The sequence below is a fragment of the Rhizobium sp. Leaf306 genome, from assembly GCF_001423425.1.
Taxonomy (GTDB): Bacteria; Pseudomonadota; Alphaproteobacteria; order Rhizobiales; family Rhizobiaceae; genus Neorhizobium; species Neorhizobium soli.
On record NZ_LMNX01000002.1, the window covers coordinates 1055797 to 1073197 of the forward strand.

The 17401-nt window shown below is 61.3% G+C and carries 15 protein-coding genes; 5 read left to right on the forward strand and 10 right to left on the reverse strand.

Translation table 11 applies throughout. The features are described 5' to 3' along the window. Positions 1-39: 39 nt before the first annotated feature. The gene (locus ASG19_RS12890; protein ID WP_062457440.1) at positions 40-1260 is read right to left on the reverse strand and encodes an LL-diaminopimelate aminotransferase; all 1221 of its coding nucleotides are present in this window, start codon (positions 1258-1260) and stop codon (positions 40-42) included. 129 nt (positions 1261-1389) lie between these two features. Continuing rightward, positions 1390-1794, reverse strand: a complete 405-nt coding sequence (locus ASG19_RS12895) for a hypothetical protein (protein WP_082476304.1) — start codon at positions 1792-1794, stop codon at positions 1390-1392. A 121-nt stretch (positions 1795-1915) separates the two neighbouring features. Here ASG19_RS12895 and phaC point away from each other — a divergent pair, with 121 nt between their 5' ends. From phaC to radC, 4 genes are read left to right on the forward strand one after another with little or no spacing between them, the layout of a single operon-like run. Continuing rightward, positions 1916-3763: a class I poly(R)-hydroxyalkanoic acid synthase gene (phaC, locus tag ASG19_RS12900; protein WP_062457446.1), complete on the forward strand. Its 1848-nt coding sequence runs from the start codon at positions 1916-1918 to the stop codon at positions 3761-3763. A gap of 27 nt (positions 3764-3790) precedes the next feature. Further along, positions 3791-4510, forward strand: a complete 720-nt coding sequence (sfsA, locus tag ASG19_RS12905; protein ID WP_062457450.1) for a DNA/RNA nuclease SfsA — start codon at positions 3791-3793, stop codon at positions 4508-4510. Between the two features lie 26 nt (positions 4511-4536). After that, positions 4537-5376, forward strand: a complete 840-nt coding sequence (gene map / locus ASG19_RS12910) for a type I methionyl aminopeptidase (RefSeq protein ID WP_062457453.1) — start codon at positions 4537-4539, stop codon at positions 5374-5376. A 35-nt stretch (positions 5377-5411) separates the two neighbouring features. Beyond that, on the forward strand, positions 5412-6203 hold the full coding sequence (radC, locus tag ASG19_RS12915; protein WP_348271490.1) for a DNA repair protein RadC: 792 nt from the start codon (positions 5412-5414) through the stop codon (positions 6201-6203). A 17-nt stretch (positions 6204-6220) separates the two neighbouring features. Here radC and ASG19_RS12920 read toward each other — a convergent pair whose 3' ends face one another. From ASG19_RS12920 to ASG19_RS12950, 7 genes are all read right to left on the reverse strand, one after another. Next, on the reverse strand, positions 6221-8047 hold the full coding sequence (locus tag ASG19_RS12920) for an ABC transporter ATP-binding protein (protein ID WP_062457458.1): 1827 nt from the start codon (positions 8045-8047) through the stop codon (positions 6221-6223). Between the two features lie 10 nt (positions 8048-8057). Beyond that, on the reverse strand, positions 8058-8822 hold the full coding sequence (locus tag ASG19_RS12925; RefSeq protein ID WP_062457461.1) for a DUF1028 domain-containing protein: 765 nt from the start codon (positions 8820-8822) through the stop codon (positions 8058-8060). 3 nt (positions 8823-8825) lie between these two features. Then, entirely contained in the window at positions 8826-10610 is a 1785-nt protein-coding gene (locus tag ASG19_RS12930) for a gamma-glutamyltransferase family protein (protein ID WP_062457464.1), read from the reverse strand. A gap of 40 nt (positions 10611-10650) precedes the next feature. Next, positions 10651-11523 (reverse strand): ABC transporter permease, encoded by an 873-nt coding sequence (locus ASG19_RS12935; protein ID WP_062457467.1) that lies wholly within the window; start codon positions 11521-11523, stop codon positions 10651-10653. Next, positions 11520-12467 (reverse strand): ABC transporter permease, encoded by a 948-nt coding sequence (locus tag ASG19_RS12940; protein WP_062457470.1) that lies wholly within the window; start codon positions 12465-12467, stop codon positions 11520-11522. The genes ASG19_RS12935 and ASG19_RS12940 overlap by 4 nt, the downstream gene beginning before the upstream one ends. A 64-nt stretch (positions 12468-12531) precedes the next feature. Then, a complete protein-coding gene (locus tag ASG19_RS12945; protein WP_062457473.1) occupies positions 12532-14040 on the reverse strand; it encodes an ABC transporter substrate-binding protein in 1509 nt (502 codons plus the stop codon). A 78-nt stretch (positions 14041-14118) separates the two neighbouring features. Then, a complete protein-coding gene (locus ASG19_RS12950; protein WP_082476305.1) occupies positions 14119-14886 on the reverse strand; it encodes a FadR/GntR family transcriptional regulator in 768 nt (255 codons plus the stop codon). Positions 14887-15121: 235 nt separating this feature from the next. Between ASG19_RS12950 and sthA the strand changes: the two genes are divergently transcribed. Then, positions 15122-16621: a Si-specific NAD(P)(+) transhydrogenase gene (sthA, locus tag ASG19_RS12955; protein WP_062457479.1), complete on the forward strand. Its 1500-nt coding sequence runs from the start codon at positions 15122-15124 to the stop codon at positions 16619-16621. A 123-nt stretch (positions 16622-16744) separates the two neighbouring features. Here sthA and rpsD read toward each other — a convergent pair whose 3' ends face one another. Beyond that, a complete protein-coding gene (gene rpsD, locus ASG19_RS12960) occupies positions 16745-17362 on the reverse strand; it encodes a 30S ribosomal protein S4 (RefSeq protein ID WP_062457482.1) in 618 nt (205 codons plus the stop codon). Between the last annotated feature and the right edge of the window lie 39 nt (positions 17363-17401).

The window sequence follows — 17401 nt, forward strand, 5'->3', positions numbered from 1 at the left end:
GGCCGCCCCTCAAATCGTGATCGGCGGCCCGGTTCGCTGTCAGCGACGCGTGTTGAGCGTAATCACGTTGTGCATCGTATCGTCTGCCGTCGACAGAAACTTCTTGATGCTGCGGGCGGCCTGGCGAATGCGATGCTCGTTTTCGACCAGTGCGAGGCGAACGTAGTCGTCGCCCATCTCACCGAAACCGACACCGGGTGCGACGGCAACGTGCGCCTTCTCGACGAGAAGCTTGGAGAATTCCAGACTCCCGAGATGGCGGAACTTTTCCGGAATTTTCGCCCAGGCAAACATGGTCGCCGGTGGTGGCGGTACGTCGAAACCGGCCTTGCCGAAGCTCTCGACCATCACGTCACGGCGACGCTTGTAGACGCTGCGCACTTCCGCGATATCGGCACCGTCACCGTTCAGCGCGTGGGCTGCAGCCACCTGGATCGGCGTGAACGCGCCATAATCAAGGTAGGATTTGACGCGCGTCAGCGCTGCGATCAGCCGCTCGTTGCCGACAGCAAAGCCCATGCGCCAGCCGGGCATGGAGAAGGTTTTCGACATCGAGGTGAACTCGACGGCCACATCCATCGCACCCGGCACTTCGAGAACCGAAGGTGGCGGGTTGTTGTCGTCGAAGTAGATCTCCGAATAGGCAAGATCGGAGAGCACGATGATCTCGTGCTTCTTCGCAAACGCGATCACTTCCCTATAGAAATCCAGCGACGCGATATGCGCGGTCGGGTTGGATGGGTAATTGATGATGAGTGCCAGCGGCTTCGGGATCGAATGCTTCACCGCGCGTTCCAGCGGCGGAAAGAAGCTATCGTCCGGCTCGACAGACATGGAGCGGATCACGCCGCCCGCCATCAGGAAGCCGAAGGCGTGGATAGGGTATGTCGGATTGGGGCAGAGGATGACGTCACCGGGCGCGGTGATCGCCTGCGCCATGTTGGCGAAGCCTTCTTTGGAGCCGAGCGTTGCCACGACCTGCGTATCCGGGTTCAGCTTCACACCAAACCGGCGCGCATAGTAAGCGGCCTGGGCGCGGCGAAGGCCTGGAATGCCCTTGGAGGAGGAGTAGCGGTGCGTGCGCGGATCCTGGACGACTTCGCAGAGCTTGTCCACGATCGCCTGCGGAGTGGGTAGATCAGGATTGCCCATGCCGAGATCGATAATGTCCGCGCCACCCGCTCGCGCGCTTGCTTTCAAACGGTTCACCTGTTCGAAAACGTAGGGCGGCAGACGCCGGACTTTATGAAACTCTTCCATGTTGTTCCTCAAGGATGAAATCGAAGCAGAGTTCGTCCCTCTGCTCGCGCCTCACTTTATGCCATTTTTGCTTTGCGGCCAAATGTCCTCAAACGCAATAGCAATATCCGGCCGGATCGGCTCGTCGCGCTACTGGCCGGTAATATCGGCCTGGGCATCCTTGCCGTGATCGGTGGCGAGCTTGCGGTACTCGACCACACGACGCTGATACTCCGCTTCGGAGATGGTGCCGGACTTGCGGGCTCGGGCAAGCGATGCCATGCGCGGCTCGGTCTTCTGATAGTCGGCGTCTTCGATCTGCTCGTTGGCAGCGCGAAGCGTATAGTCGAATGTGGGATATGTGCCGGTGTCGCGCTTGACGATCGGACCCGGAGGCGGTGCCGTCCTGGTCTGCGTGATGACGGCCGGTGGCGGCGTGTTGGGAATGCCGTCATCCAGCGCAAAGCTGTTGCTGTTGCAGCCGGACACAAGAGGCATGGCGCCGATACCGATGAAAAGCGGTAACCAGCCGATGCGACGCCTCAGTTTTTCCATGTCCGTACCCATTTTCTGTCGCCGGGGCCATCTACCCGGCAGCCTAGCCGCTGGCACTTGTATTCGGTTTCAGCCACAATGTACAAATGAAATCAGACGACAGCTGACGAGGAGGGCTCGCGTGGCGCAAAACTCCGGGGATAAGGGGACAGGCGGTCCGGAATTTCCGGGCTTCGACCCCAAGGCGGTCGAGGCCTATATCGTCAAGGACCCGCACGAGATGGCGATGAATTTCGCGCGTGCCATGGAGAACCTCGGCAAGGCTGCATCGGAATGGCTAGCGCCAAGGGAGCGCGGCGATATTCCAGACCCCGCGCTCGATCCGCTCAGTGATCTCATCAAGACGCTTTCGCAGGTCACAGAGTACTGGATTTCAGAACCGCAGCGGACGCTGCAAGCGCAAACCCTGCTGTTCTCAAGCTATATGGGGATCTGGACGAGATCGCTCTCGCAATTCGGAGGCGCGCCACAAGAGAGCGAGCCAGCGCCGCTGCCGAGAGACAAGCGATTCGCCGACGAGGACTGGGTGAAGAACCCGTTTTTTGCCTTCATGCGGCAAGTCTTCACGGTTACCGCCACCTGGGCCGAGACGCTGGTTGCTGAGGCGCAGGGGCTGGACGAGCACACGCGGCACAAGGCGGCATTCTACGTGAAGCAGGTGACCGCTGCGTTGTCGCCTGCAAATTTTGCGATCACCAATCCCGAAGTCTATCGCGCGACAGTCGCCTCGCACGGAGCCAATCTCGTCACCGGTATGAAAATGCTGGCCGAGGACATCATGGCCGGCGGCGGCGAGCTGAGACTTCGCCAGACGGATGCCTCCAAGTTTGCGCTCGGCCTCAATATCGCGCTCACGCCCGGCAAGGTCGTCGCCCGCAACGACCTCTGCGAGGTTCTGCAATACGAGGCGACGACGGAGACGGTCTTCAAACGGCCGCTGGTCATCGTGCCGCCCTGGATCAACAAGTTCTACATTCTCGACCTGACGCCGCAAAAGAGCTTCATCAAGTGGTGCGTCGACCGCGGGCACACCGTGTTCGTGATCTCCTGGGTCAACCCGGACAGGCGCCATGCCGCCAAGGGATGGGAAGCCTACCTGCACGAGGGCATCAATTTTGCGCTCGACACGATCGAGACGTCGACCGGCGAACGCGAGGTCGATGCGATCGGCTACTGCGTCGGCGGAACGTTGCTGGCCGCTACCCTCGCCTACCACGCCAAGATAAACGTGAACAGGATCGCATCGGCAACGTTCCTCGCCACCCAGGTCGATTTCACCCATGCGGGCGACCTCAAGGTCTTCGTCGACGAGGCGCAGGTTTCGACGATCGAGACCTATATGAACGCGACCGGCTATTTCGACGGGTCGAAGATGGCGGCGGCATTCAACATGCTGCGTGCGTCCGAGCTGATCTGGCCTTACGTGGTCAACAACTACCTCAAGGGACAGGAGCCGCTTCCGTTCGACCTGCTGTATTGGAATTCGGACTCGACCCGGATGACACCTGCCAACCACGCCTACTACCTGCGCAATTGCTACCTCGATAACAAGCTCTCCAACGGCCTGATGGAACTTGCCGGGGAGCGTCTGTCGCTGAAGGACATCGTCATTCCCGTCTATAATCTTGCCACAAGCGAAGACCACATCGCGCCTGCGAAATCCGTGTTCCTCGGCTCGTCGCTGTTCGGCGGTTCCGTCGATTTCGTGCTGGCTGGATCCGGCCATATCGCCGGCGTCGTCAATCCGCCGGAAAGACGGAAGTACCGATACTGGACCGATGGCCAATTGAAGGACACGCTGGAGGACTGGGTTGCCGGCTCGCAGGAGCATGAGGGGTCGTGGTGGACGCATTGGCAGGACTGGATCGGACCGAAAGCGGGTGACCAGGTGCCGGCCCGAAAGCCCGGCGGGTCCGCGCTCACCGCGTTGGCCGACGCACCGGGAACCTACGTTCTCGTCCGCGACTGACACTTCCCAGCATTCCAGAAGAACCTCATGCGCTTTGATCCGCCGCTCGTCTCCGCAACGCTTGTCCAGCGCTACAAGCGCTTCCTGTTCGACGCGGTGCTGGAGGATGGCACGCCGTTTACCGGGTCGTGTCCGAATACCGGCTCCATGCGGGGATTGACGGAGCCCGGGTCGAGGATCTGGGTATCGGAGCATGACAGCCCGACCCGCAAATACCGTCACATGTTCGAAATGGTCGAGGCCGGCGGCAAGATGGTCGGCATCAATACCGGACTGCCCAACAGGCTAACCGAAGAAGCGATCCGTGCCGGCCTGATCCCCAGCCTTTCCGGCTACGGCACGATCCTGCGCGAGCAGAGATACGGGCGTAACTCCCGCATCGACTTTCTCCTCAAGCAGGAAAATCTGCCGGATGCCTACGTGGAAGTGAAGAACGTCCATTTCAGCCGTTCAGCGGGGCTCGCCGAATTTCCTGACACCGTGACGAAGCGCGGCGCCAAGCATCTCGAGGAGCTCGGCGATATGGTGGAGACAGGTCACCGGGCGGTGATGATCTACCTCATTCAGCGTCACGACTGCACGCGGTTTTCGATCTGCAGCGATCTCGACCCGATGTATGCGATCGCATTCGCTCGTGCCAAGGCGCGCGGCGTCGAGGCCTATGCGCTCCGCTGCCGCGTCACTCGCGAGGAAATCATAGCGTCGGGAATGGTTATGATGGACGAACCCCGCCCCTCTGTTTTATGAACTGTGGGAGTTGCGAGAGAAATATCATGGTCAATTACATCGAGGCGGTTTCCGCCCCCTCAAAAAACACGGGTGCTATCCGTCTATACGATACGGCGCAGGATTTTGACGGCATGCGCAAGGCCTGCCAGCTGACGGCGCGCTGCCTCGACGAACTTGCGGCGATCGTTCAGCCGGGCATCACCACCAATGCGATCGACCGTTTCGTGTTCGAGTTCGGCATGGACAATGGCGCCCTTCCCGCAACGCTTGGCTATCGCGGCTACAAATACTCGGTCTGCACCTCGATCAACCATGTCGTCTGCCACGGGATGCCTGAGGACAAGCCGCTGCGCGAGGGCGATATCGTCAATATCGACGTCACCTATATCCTCGATGGCTGGCACGGCGATTCCAGCCGCATGTATCCGGTCGGACAGATCAAACGCGCTGCCGAACGGTTGATGGACGTGACCTACGAATGCCTTCTGCGGGGCATCGCAGCCGTGAAGCCCGGCGCCCGCACCGGCGCGATCGGCGAAGCGATCCAGTCCTATGCGGAGGCCGAGCGCTGCTCGGTCGTGCGCGATTTCTGCGGCCACGGCGTCGGTCGTCTGTTCCACGACTCTCCGAACATCCTGCACTACGGCCGCGCCGACGAAGGTCCGGAAATCCGGGAAGGCATGATCTTCACCATCGAGCCGATGATCAATCTCGGCAAGCCGCATGTGAAGGTCCTGTCCGACGGCTGGACTGCGGTCACCCGTGACCGGTCGCTGTCTGCTCAGTACGAGCATGCGGTCGGTGTTACCGCGACGGGATGCGAGGTGTTCACCCTGTCGCCCGGCGGTCTCGACCGGCCCGGCCTGCCTCCATTGCAGGCCTGACCATGACCAACCCGCCCGTCTCCTCGCATGACCCTATGGAAGCAGAAGAGGACGACGGGGCGGCCCTGTCTATCGATGAACGCGGGTTCTTTGCCGAGACGCAGTCCAAGAGGCCGACGGCCAAACTTCCGCAAATCGGATCCCCTGCCGTCACGCAAGAACATTACCACGGCCACCGTGAGCGGTTGCGGGAGAAGTACCGGGACCACGGCGACGCTTCGCTGGCAGACTACGAGATTCTCGAACTCCTGCTTTTCCGCTCCATCCCGAGGCGCGATACCAAGCCGCTAGCGAAAGCGCTGATCGCCCGCTTCGGAAACCTTGCCAGCGTGCTCGGTGCCCCGCTCGGACTGCTTCAGGAGGTCAAGGGTATCGGCGAGGCCGTCGCGCTTGACCTCAAGCTCGTCGCGACGACGGGTCAGCGGATGCTTCGAAGCGAGTTGCGGGGCAAGCAGGTGCTCTCGTCCTGGTCTTCGGTGATTGATTACTGCCATGCCGCCATGGCCTATGAGGCCCGCGAACAGTTCCGAGTGCTCTTCCTCGACAAGCGCAACGCGCTGATCGCGGACGAGATACAGGGGCATGGGACGGTGGACCACACGCCCGTCTATCCGCGCGAAGTGGTGCGGCGAGCCCTGGAGCTTTCGGCGACGGCGCTCATCCTCGTCCACAACCATCCCAGTGGCGATCCCACCCCGTCACGCGCCGATATCGACATGACGCGGACGATCGTCGAGACGGCAAAGCCACTCGGCATCACCGTCCACGACCACATCATCATCGGCAAGGACGGTCATGCCAGCCTCAAGGGGCTGAAGCTGATCTGACCCTCAGCGACTGACGATCACGCTACCTGTACGACATGGCCGTCGGAGACTTCGCGATACTCGCGAACCGGTGGCCGGTAATCCATGCCGCGCACCGGGCTTTTCAGCTCGTCGTTGGAAATGCCCCGTCTGATCCCCCGCCTTGCCGGATCCGGCACAGGCACGGCCGCCATGAGCTTCTTGGTGTACGGATGCTGCGGATTGTCGAACACGGCCGCCCGCGGCCCGATCTCGACGATTTCACCGAGATACATGACCGCCACCCGGTGGCTGACCCGTTCCACCACCGCCATGTCGTGACTGATGAACAGGAAGGACAGGTTGAGGCTCTGCTGCAGATCGAGCAGGAGGTTGCAGACTTGCGCCTTGATCGACACGTCCAGCGCCGACACGCTTTCATCGGCAACGATCACCTTCGGATCGAGCGCAAGCGCCCGCGCAATCGCGATGCGCTGGCGCTGGCCGCCCGAAAATTCGTGCGGGTAGCGTTTTGCCATGTCGGCGGAAAGACCGACCTTTTCTAGGAGATCGGCAGTCTTTTCCCGAGCCTGTTTCACCGTGCCGAGCCGGTGCTTGATGAACGGTTCGGATATCGCCGAACCCACCGTCATGCGCGGATTGAGCGATGAGAACGGATCCTGGAAGATCATCTGGACGGACTTGCGCATGTTGCGCAGGCTGACCTGGTCGAGCCGCAGGACATCGTAGCCATCGAGCGAGATATCGCCGCCGGTCGGATCGACGAGGCGCATGATCGAGCGGCCCGTGGTCGACTTGCCGCAGCCGGATTCACCGACCAGGGCCAGCGTTTCGCCCTGGAACAGATCGAAGGACACATTTTCCACCGCATGCACGGAGCCTGTCTGGCGCGACAGGAGGCCGGAGCGGATCGGGAAACGGGTCACCAGGTTCTTGACGCTAAGGACCGGTGTGCGGCCCTTTTCCACGGTGCCGGCCACTTCGATCGGCTCGACGGCCAACCCGGTTTTCATGTCGACCACGGGGAAGCGGGTGGGCCAGGCGTGGTTCTGCATCGAACCCAGCTTCGGCACCGCCGAGAGCAGTGCCCGCGTATACGGATGCTTGCCGCAATGGAAAATCTCCTCGGTCGGGCCGGTCTCGACCTCGTCGCCGCGGAACATGACGATGGTACGGTCGGCAATCTCGGCGACGACGCCCATGTCATGGGTAATGAAGAGCACTGACATGCCCTCTTCTTCCTGCAACACCTTGATGAGATCGAGGATCTGTCCCTGGATGGTGACGTCGAGCGCCGTGGTTGGCTCATCCGCGATCAGAAGCTTCGGCTTCGAAGCAAGCGCCATGGCAATCATGACGCGCTGACGCATGCCGCCGGAGAACTGGTGCGGATATTCGTCGAACCTAGATTGCGCGTTGGGGATCCGCACCTTTTCGAGCAGCCTGACGGTTTCGGCGCGCGCTTCCTGCTTGGACATGCCCTTGTGACGGGTGAGAACCTCCGAAATCTGCCGGCCGATGGTGAAGATCGGATTGAGCGAGGTCATCGGCTCCTGAAAGATCATCGATGCTTCGTTGCCGCGCACCCCGCGCATGTCCTTTTCAGAAATGGACAGGAGATCGCGTCCGTTCAGCATAACCTCGCCTTCAATGCGGCTCGTGTTGGACGCAAGCAGGCGCATGATCGACAGGGACGTCACGGATTTTCCCGAGCCGGATTCTCCGACGATGGCAACGGTTTCGCCAGGCATCACATCGAAGGAGACATTTCGGACGACGCTCTTCCAATCGCCATCGACGAGGAAAGAGGTGGTGAGGTTCTTGACGGAAAGGACAGGAACAGTCGGCGTGGAGGTCTGGCTCATCGGGTGACCCTTACTTGAGCGTCAAAGGAGTGGCGTAGGAGGCTGACGGACGTTTTTCGGCCAGCCGTTGCGCTTCGAGCGCGGCGATCTTTTCGTCGATAATGCTGCGGTCGATCATGCCGTGCGGGTTTTCCCGGGTCGGCATGGTCTCAGCGACGTGCAGGAAGCGCTCCTGCGCAACGGCATAGAGGCGGCGCAGTTCGAAAAGCGGCTCGGGGTGATCATCGGCATTGATCCGTAGCCAGGGATAATCCTGGTCGCGGTAGATGACGAGCGCTGCCGACTGGCGGCCGCGCTTGTCGCCGCCTGCCGCCTCGCCCGCGTCCATGGCATCGAGCAGGCGTTCGGCAAGCGGTACGCCGCGTGCAGTCGCTTCATTGTAGACACGCATCGTCTCGGCAATCACCTGCGGTCCCGCCAGCATGTTTCCCGCAACCGAGACGTTGCGATCCACGAGATGACCGGCCCAATCGACGCAGTTTTCACCGGTGAAAGCGGCGTTGCGACCATGGGCGTCGATGAGGTGCATCTGCCGCTGGCGGTGGCCGTCGTCGCGCGCAGTTAGGCTTGCAATGACCTCATCCGGTGACCTGCCCTCCTCGAGAAGCTTCAGGCCATCGGTTCCATAAAGCGGGCTGACGAAGGCCTGGGTGGCGATAGCGCCCACCCTGCCCCTGATATGCGGCACGGCGCATCCAACCGCGAAGAAACGGCTGGCGACGGCTATGCCCAGATGTCCCGTGTCTTGATCACGCGCGACAATTGACCAGGTCATGGTTCACCGTCCAATCGCATAGGCTTGCATCAGGCGTGGTGTTGCCGCCGCCCTCAGCAGACCGTCGGCATCGCGACGCGCAGCCGTCAGGCGGCCGACCGTCCATGGATCGGCGACGGTGACCTTGTGGCCGCGACGGCGGAGGTCTTCGAGTGCGGCTTCACCGATATTGCTCTCGACCATGATCTCGCCCGGAGAGCTCGTGCGCGGATAGAACGAACCGGGGAAATGCGAGGTGTGGAACAGCGGCATGTCGATTGAGGCCTGCAGGTTCTTGCCGTGGTGGGCGTAGCGCAGGAAGAACGGCAGCTGCCACTGGTCCTGCTGATCTCCGCCGGGTGTGCCGAACACCATGGAGGGTTTGCCCTGATGAAGAGCAAGCGACGGTGTCAGCGTCGTGCGCGGGCGTTTTCCCGGCGCAAGCGACGTCGGCAAGCCTTCCTTCAGCCAGAACATCTGGGCACGCGAGTTGAGCGCAAAGCCGAGACCCGGAACGATCGGCGACGACTGCAGCCAGCCGCCCGACGGTGTGGTCGAAACCATGTTGCCCCAGCGATCGATGACGTCGATATGCACCGTGTCGCCGCGCTTTTCGGTGAGGTGCGACATGGTCGGCTCGTAAACCGTGCCGGTGCCGCTCATCTCAGCCAGCATCGCCATCGTCGCATCGACCTGGCGCTCATAGCCCGGAACCGTGCCGGGGCGCAGTTCCATCGAAGCGGTGCTGCCGATCAGCTTCCGCCGCTCGCTGTTGTAGCCTTCCGACAGGAGGTATTCGGTCGGGATCTGGCTGAATTCCGGATCTCCGTAATAGACCTCGCGGTCGGCAAACGCGAGCTTCATCGCCTCGACGACCGTATGGACGAAATCGGGACCGGCCGGATCCATCGCCTCGAGATCGAAGCCTTTTAGAAGCGCCAGCGACTGCAGCAGCACCGGTCCCTGCCCCCAGGCCGGCGTCTTGGCGATCGTCCAGTCCTGGTAATCGAGCGTTTGCGGCGCTTCGATGGTGGCGCTCCAGTTGGCCATGTCGTCGGCGGTGAGCACGCCCTTGTGCTTGGAACCGCTCGCGTCCATCACCTCGGCAGTCTTCAGATAGGTGTCGATCGCCTCGGCCACGAAGCCGCGGTAGAATGCGTCGCGGGCTGCCTGGACCTGTTCCTCGCGTCCGGATTTGGCTTCCGATTCGGAGATGATCCGCTTGTAGGTTTCGGCGAGAACGGGGTTCCTGAAATTGGAGAGTGCTTCCGGCGCAACGCCACCCGGCAGCCACGTCTCATAGGATGTCGGCCATTCCTTCTGGAAGAACTCGGCTAGGCCCTTGATCGTGTTCGACACGCGCGGCAGCACCGGATGGCCGTGCTCGGCGTAGTAGATCGCAGGCTCCAGAACCTCGCGAACCGTCATCGTTCCGTAGTCGCGCAGCATCAGCATCCAGCCGTCGAATGCGCCGGGAATGACGGTCGAGAGAAGGCCGTCGCCCGGAATGAGCTTCAGACCTTCCGACGTATAGTGCTCGATGGTGGCACCGGCCGGCGCCGGCCCTTGAGCGCAGATGACTTCGACCTTGTCGGTCTTCTTCGAGTAGAAGACGGCCGGCATGTCGCCGCCCGGGCCGCAGAGATGCGGTTCCACGATCTGCAGCACGAAACCTGCGGCGACCGCCGCGTCGAAGGCATTGCCACCCTTTTCGAGGATCGCCATGCCGACGGCCGAGGCGATCCAGTGGGTGGAGGTGACGACGCCGAAGGTGCCGAGGATTTCAGGGCGCGTGGTGAATTCGGTCATTCTCGGTTTTCCTTGTATAAATCTCTTGTCCGCGGGGCGATCACGCCTCGCGCGGATCCAGTGCATCGCGCAGGCCGTCGCCCAGAAGGTTGAAGCCGATGACGACGAGGAAGATCGCAATCCCCGGCCACATCGCCATCCAGGGCGCCTGGCTCAGGAAGTTCTTGGCCGTATTGAGCATCGAACCCCAGCTCGGAGCCGGCGCCTGCTGACCGAGGCCGAGGAAGGACAGGCTGGCTTCGGCGATGATGGCGGTCGCCACCGTCAAGGTCGCCTGAACGATGATCGGGGCAAACACGTTCGGCAGGATGTAGCGGGTCATGATGTCGACGTGGTTGAGACCGATCGAGCGTGCCCCTTCAACGTAATCCTCCGTCTTCACCGCCAGCACCTGGCCGCGGGTCAGCCGCACGAAGACCGGCATGGCAGACAGGCCGATGGCGATCATCGCGTTGGTGAGGCTTGGGCCGAGGAAGGCGGCAAGCGCGATCGCGGTGATCAGGAACGGCATGGCCAGCAGCGCTTCGGTGACGCGTTGGATGACCTGATCGACCCAGCCGCCGAAATAACCTGACAGCAGTCCGAACGGCACGCCGATGGCAACCGCGATGGCAACGGAGACGACCCCTGCCATCAGCGAGGCACGGGCGCCCCAGATCATCCGCGACAGGATATCGCGGCCGAGATCGTCGGTGCCGAGCCAATGCGCGGCGGACGGCGCCTTGCGCAGTGCCGACCAGCTGGTCGCGATCGGGTCGGCAATCGGCAGGATCGGCGCGGCAATGGCAAGGATCGCGAAAAAGGCGATGATCACCATGCCGACCATCGATCCGCGGTTGGCGCGCATCTTGCGCCATCCCCTGCTTTTCTGGCGCGGCTTTGCGATCGGTGCAGTCTGTTCGATAGCGGTCATAGCGTTGCCCTCAGGCGGGGGTTGAGGAGAACGTAGAGAATATCGGCAATCAGGTTCATGACGATAAAGCCGATGGCCGTGCACATGACGATGCCCTGGACGACGGCATAGTCGCGGGTAAACACTGCATCGACGGTCAGCTTGCCGAAGCCCGGGATGGTGAAGATCTGCTCCGTGAGGACGGCACCACCGAGCAGCTCGCCGAACAGCAGCGCCGACAGGGTGATGATCGGCAGAAGCGCGTTGCGGAACGTGTGGCTGAGGATGACTTCGCGCGGCGACAGTCCCTTGGCGCGGGCAGTGCGGATATAGTCGGAGCTCAACACGCCGAGCATGGCCGAGCGGGTATGGCGCATCAGCTGCGCTGCGAGCGCCGTCGAGAGGACGAAAGCCGGCATGATCATGGTCTTGAGCGAGCGGACCGGATCGACGAAGATCGATTCGTAACCGGATGCCGGCAGCCATCCGAGATTGACCGACACCAGCAGGATCAGCATGATTCCCAGCCAGAAATTCGGGATCGACAGGCCAGACAGCGCGACGACATTGGCGACGTAATCGAGCGTGCGGTTCTTGTAGACCGCTGCCAGAATGCCGGCCGGAATACCGATCAGCATGGCCAGGATCATGGCCATCACCGCGAGCTGGATCGTGACCGGCAGTTTCTGGCCGATCAGTTCCAGCACCGGCTGGTTGGTGCGCAGCGAGACGCCGAAGTCGCCGACCATGATGCCGCCAACCCAGGAGAGATACTGGGTGATGATGGGATCGTTGAGATGATATTTTTCGCGCAGGAATTCGATCGTCGCGGGATCCCGCTCTTCACCGGCCATGGCGAGGATGGGATCGCCCGGCAGCAGTTTCTGCAGCGAGAAGACGAAGATCGAGATGATCAGCAGGGTCGGGATCGCGACCAGCAGGCGCTTTCCGATATAGACAGGCATGGCATCGCCCTCGTGATTTCAGGTGACCGCGCGGAATGTCTTCCGCGCGGTATGCGATGGGAAATTACTTCTTGGAGACGCCAAGGAAGCGCATCATGCCATCCGGCGACGGCACGAAACCTTCGACCTTGTTGGAAATGGCATAGGCGTAGGGCTGATGGCCGAGGTAGATGATCGGCATGTCGTCGTTGAGGATGACGCCTGCGGCATCGTACTTTTCCTTGCGGACCGCTTCATCCGGCGATGTGCGGGCTTCATTCAGGAGCTTGTCGACTTCCGGATTGCAGTACTTCACGTCGTTGATGCCGCCCTTGCAGGTGACGAACTGGTGCAGGTTGCCATCGGGATCGATACGGCCCGACCAATCGGAGCGGCTGAGCTGGTAGTTGCCGGCCGTCTGTTCCGACAGAAGCGTCGCAAATTCGGTTGCCTTCAGCGTGACGTTGAAGCCCGCTTCCGCCACCATCGACTGGATGACCTGCATCATCTGGGTCTGGGTGGTGCTGTTGGCGTGCTGCAGCTCGATGTCGAGCGTCTCGTGGCCCGCTTCCTTCATGAGCTGCTTCGCCTTTTCGATATCGCGCGCCGGCACCGGCAGGTTCTTGTTGAACCAGGGGCTGGACGACGGGAACGGCTGGTTACCGGCAAGCGACGTGCCTTCGAAGACGATCTGGCCGATTGCTTCGCGGTCGATCGCCAGCGAGAAGGCCTGGCGAAGGCGCTTGTCCTTGCCGAGCGGGTTGTCCGCACGGGGACCGTTGGCGAGGTTGACATACATCGCCATGTAGCCCGGGCCGATGACGTCGGCATAGGTGAGGTTCGGGTCGCTCTTTACCGATTCGGCATCGGACGCCGAGATGCGCTCGGCGATATCGAGGTCACCCGACCGCAGGTTGGCGAGCTTTACGGTCGTGTCCGGGATTGGCAGATAGGTGATCTTGTCGACGAGGATCCGGTCCTTGTCCCAGTAGTCGGCGAACTTCTCGAGCACGATACGGTCCTGCTGGATGCGCTCGACAAATTTGAAAGGACCGGCGCAGACGGGCTTCGAGCCGAAATTGGCACCGAGTTCCTTGGCGGCCTTCGGCGCAACGATCATGCCGGCACGGTCGGAAAGCTGGGCAAGAAGCGTCACGTCCGGAGACTTCAGCGTGAACTTGACTTCAAGCGGACCGCTGGCCTCGACCTTGGCGACCGAGGAAAGCTCGCTCTTGCGGCGCGACTCCGGCAGCGTCATGTTGCGCTCGATCGTTGCGACGACGGCTGCGGCATCCAGCGTTTCGCCGTCGTGGAACTTGACGCCGTCGCGGATCTTCATGGTGAGCACCGTGCCGCCTTCAGACCAGTTCCATTCGGTCGCAAGCTGCGGAATGATCTTCATATCCTGCGAGATGTCGACCAGCTTATCGCACATCGCGGTATAGACGATGCGGCCGACGAAGGTGCGCGACTGCGCCGGATCGAGAACGTCGGCATCGTCATTGAGACCGATGCGCAATTCGCTCGCCATGGCAGGCAGAGACATGATCGCGCTGGCGAGCAGTGCGGCAGTGAGCGTGGAAAATTTCTTCATCATTGTTCCTCTGGTCCATTCAGGTTTGTCGGTCATTGTTCTTGTTGGCCGGCCTTTGTGGCCGGCAGTCTGGGATGGCTAGGACGCAACGCTGAGCGTGTCGTCGTCGCGGACACCGATCTGCTCGCCTTCCGGCGAATGGTCATCGAGGGCCTCGAGCGAGGTGGCCCGGATCAGCCGCTCCTGGTGCATCAGAAGATGCTCGCGCATCGCCTCGCCTGCCCGGCCCGGATCGCGGGCGGCGATGGCGTCGACGATTGCGATATGCTGCTGGTACGACGTGCGGCCATTGGTTCCGGTCTTGCGCGCACGCTCACGAATGGATTGCCACGCGGCATCCTGACGGATGCGGTTGACCACGTCGAAGATCGACAGGAACAGCTTGTTGCCGGCGCTTTGCGCGATCTGGCGGTGCAGCGATCCATCCCAGAGTTCCTTGGAATCCGCATCCGAACTCTGGCCGGTCTTGTCTGCCAGGTAGCGCATGCGCTCGATTTCGGCGGGCTTTGCACGCATCGCTGCAAGCTGGGCGAGCTGTGGCTCCAGGCGAAGGCGAACCTCCATGATTTCCATGATGTCGGTACCGGCAACCAGCGCGTCGACGTGGTCGCTCCAGCCGTCAGGCTTTTCGCCGACAAAGGTTCCGGCACCCTGGCGGCGCCAGATCAGCCCCTCCGACTCGAGCACCTCAAGCGCCCGTCGAACAGCACGGCGCCCGACATTGAGCGTTTCAGCAAGCGCCCGCTCCGTCGGCAGCCGCCCTTCCGCTCCGAATTTCTCCGAGTGAATCAGATCGCGGAGCTTCTCCAACGCGTAGTAGGAATTGTCTTGGGGTTCGGTCTGCATTGAACGTACCATTGTCCGGACCAATTCATGATTGGTTCGAATGAAAGACATTTCCCGGCGAGGGTCAAGACGTTTTTTGTGCATCCTATTTTTCTGCACAAAACATACGCAACCCGAGACAGCCGTTCTACGCTTGCGGCCTTTCCTGCAATCAAACATTCAGAATAGATTGGTAGGAGACGACGCAGGTAGGCTATTGCAGCGTAACAGCGGGATTCGAGAAGCGGAGCAGTCCATGAACCAGTACGACCTCATTGTTGTCGGCAGCGGCCCTGCCGGTCGCCGCGCAGCCATTCAAGCCGCCAAGCTCGACCGGAAAGTGCTCGTCATCGAGCAGGGCCGACGGGTAGGCGGCGTTTCCGTGCATACCGGCACCATCCCGTCGAAGACGCTGCGCGAAACCGCGTTGAACCTCTCCGGCTGGCGCGAGCGCGGTTTCTACGGCCGATCCTACAGGGTCAAGGAAGAGATCAGTGCCGAGGACCTTCGGCGCCGGTTGCTGATCACGCTCGACCATGAAGTCGAGGTGCTCGAACACCAGTTCGCCCGCAACCGCGTCCAGCACCTTCGTGGCAAGGCGAGCTTTCTGTCGACCGATACGATGGAGGTGCTGAAGGACGACGGAGAAGCGGTTCAGGTCAAAGCCAAAAGCATCCTGCTTGCCGTCGGCACGCGCCCGTTTCGCCCAGACTACATGCCCTTCGACGGCAAGACGGTGATCGACAGCGACGAACTGCTCGAAATCGAAAAACTGCCGCGCTCGATGGTGGTCATCGGCGCCGGCGTTATCGGTATCGAATATGCGACGATCTTTTCCGCGCTCGACACCGCCGTCACCGTCATCGATCCGAAGGCGACGATGCTCGACTTCATCGACAAGGAGATCATCGAGGATTTCACCTACCAGCTGCGCGACCGCAACATGAAGCTGTTGCTGGGCCAGAAGGTCGAGAAGGTGGAGCACCTTCCCGACGGCAAGGTCTCGGTCACGATCGATACCGGCCGTAAGATCATCACCGACATGGTGCTGTTTGCCGCCGGCCGCATGGGCGCGACCGACAGCCTCAACCTGGCAGCAGCCGGCCTCGACGCCGATAACCGCGGCCGTCTGAAGGTCAATCCGGAAACCTTCGAGACCTCCGTCCCCGGCATCTATGCCGCGGGCGATGTCATCGGCTTTCCGAGCCTTGCCTCGACATCGATGGAACAGGGCCGAATTGCCGCTCGCGTCGCCGTCGGCGCAATTGCCAAGGAGCCACCGAAGTATTTTCCCTACGGGATCTACGCCGTGCCGGAGATTTCGACCTGCGGCCTGACGGAAGAGGAAATGAAGGAGCGCGGCATTCCCTACGAATGCGGCATCGCGCGCTTCCGCGAGACCTCCCGCGGCCACATCATGGGCCTCGACCACGGCATGTTGAAGCTGATCTTCTCATTGAAGACGCGACGTCTCCTCGGCGTGCACATCATCGGCGAGAACGCTACCGAACTCGTGCATATCGGCCAGGCGGTTCTCAACCTGAAGGGCACCGTCGAGTACTTCGTCGAGAACACCTTCAACTACCCGACGCTTGCAGAAGCCTACAAGATCGCCGGGCTTGATGCGTGGAACCGGATGGGCGAGCTGCCAAAGGGAGATGCACACCACGAGACGGTCCAGCTGACGGACACCAACACGTCGACTACTGTCGAGACGTCTGTTACGGCGGAAAAGAAGAAAACCTCTTCCAGGTAAGAATGACCGTAAGAGACAAGCAAAAAGCCGCCCCGAAAGGAGCGGCTTTTTTTGTGGGTTCGACATGACACCAGATACAAAAATGGCCCCTCTCGGGGCCATTTGTCTGAAATGGTGTCGCTGTTAACGCGAGTAGAATTCGACGACCAGCGACGGTTCCATGATCACCGCGTAGGGTACATCGGCCAGGCTCGGGATGCGAGCGAAGGTGGCAACCATCTTGTTGTGATCGACTTCGATGTAGTCAGGAACGTCGCGTTCTGCGAGCGAAACGGCTTCCAGAACGGTGACCATCTGCTTCGACTTCTGGCGAACTTCGACAACGTCGCCAGCCTTGCAGCGGTACGAACCGATGTTGACCTTGACGCCATTGACCGTGACGTGGCCGTGGTTGACGAACTGACGAGCAGCGAACACGGTCGGAACGAACTTTGCGCGGTAGACGATGGCGTCCAGACGCGATTCCAGCAGGCCGATCAAGTTTTCACCGGTGTCGCCCTTGCGGCGGTTGGCTTCTTCATAGATCGCGCGGAACTGCTTCTCGCGGATGTCGCCGTAGTAGCCCTTCAGCTTCTGCTTGGCGCGCAGCTGCACACCGAAGTCGGAAAGCTTGCCCTTGCGGCGCTGACCGTGCTGGCCAGGACCGTATTCGCGGCGGTTAACCGGCGACTTCGGGCGGCCCCAGATGTTTTCGCCCATACGGCGATCGATTTTGTACTTAGACGATTCGCGCTTGCTCATCGTATTTCCTTTCAGAAAGTTACACCGGTTCGTTGCCGA

Excerpts from the sequence above, each read along its gene's own strand:
- ASG19_RS12890 (WP_062457440.1), bottom strand. The coding sequence starts at position 1,260 with ATGGAAGAGTTTCATAAAGTCCGGCGTCTGCCGCCCTACGTTTTCGAA.
- ASG19_RS12895 (WP_082476304.1), bottom strand. The coding sequence starts at position 1,794 with ATGGAAAAACTGAGGCGTCGCATCGGCTGGTTACCGCTTTTCATCGGT.
- sfsA (WP_062457450.1), top strand. The coding sequence starts at position 3,791 with ATGCGCTTTGATCCGCCGCTCGTCTCCGCAACGCTTGTCCAGCGCTAC.
- map (WP_062457453.1), top strand. The coding sequence starts at position 4,537 with ATGGTCAATTACATCGAGGCGGTTTCCGCCCCCTCAAAAAACACGGGT.
- radC (WP_348271490.1), top strand. The coding sequence starts at position 5,412 with ATGGAAGCAGAAGAGGACGACGGGGCGGCCCTGTCTATCGATGAACGC.
- ASG19_RS12920 (WP_062457458.1), bottom strand. The coding sequence starts at position 8,047 with ATGAGCCAGACCTCCACGCCGACTGTTCCTGTCCTTTCCGTCAAGAAC.
- ASG19_RS12925 (WP_062457461.1), bottom strand. The coding sequence starts at position 8,822 with ATGACCTGGTCAATTGTCGCGCGTGATCAAGACACGGGACATCTGGGC.
- ASG19_RS12930 (WP_062457464.1), bottom strand. The coding sequence starts at position 10,610 with ATGACCGAATTCACCACGCGCCCTGAAATCCTCGGCACCTTCGGCGTC.
- ASG19_RS12935 (WP_062457467.1), bottom strand. The coding sequence starts at position 11,523 with ATGACCGCTATCGAACAGACTGCACCGATCGCAAAGCCGCGCCAGAAA.
- ASG19_RS12940 (WP_062457470.1), bottom strand. The coding sequence starts at position 12,467 with ATGCCTGTCTATATCGGAAAGCGCCTGCTGGTCGCGATCCCGACCCTG.
- ASG19_RS12945 (WP_062457473.1), bottom strand. The coding sequence starts at position 14,040 with ATGAAGAAATTTTCCACGCTCACTGCCGCACTGCTCGCCAGCGCGATC.
- ASG19_RS12950 (WP_082476305.1), bottom strand. The coding sequence starts at position 14,886 with ATGCAGACCGAACCCCAAGACAATTCCTACTACGCGTTGGAGAAGCTC.
- sthA (WP_062457479.1), top strand. The coding sequence starts at position 15,122 with ATGAACCAGTACGACCTCATTGTTGTCGGCAGCGGCCCTGCCGGTCGC.
- rpsD (WP_062457482.1), bottom strand. The coding sequence starts at position 17,362 with ATGAGCAAGCGCGAATCGTCTAAGTACAAAATCGATCGCCGTATGGGC.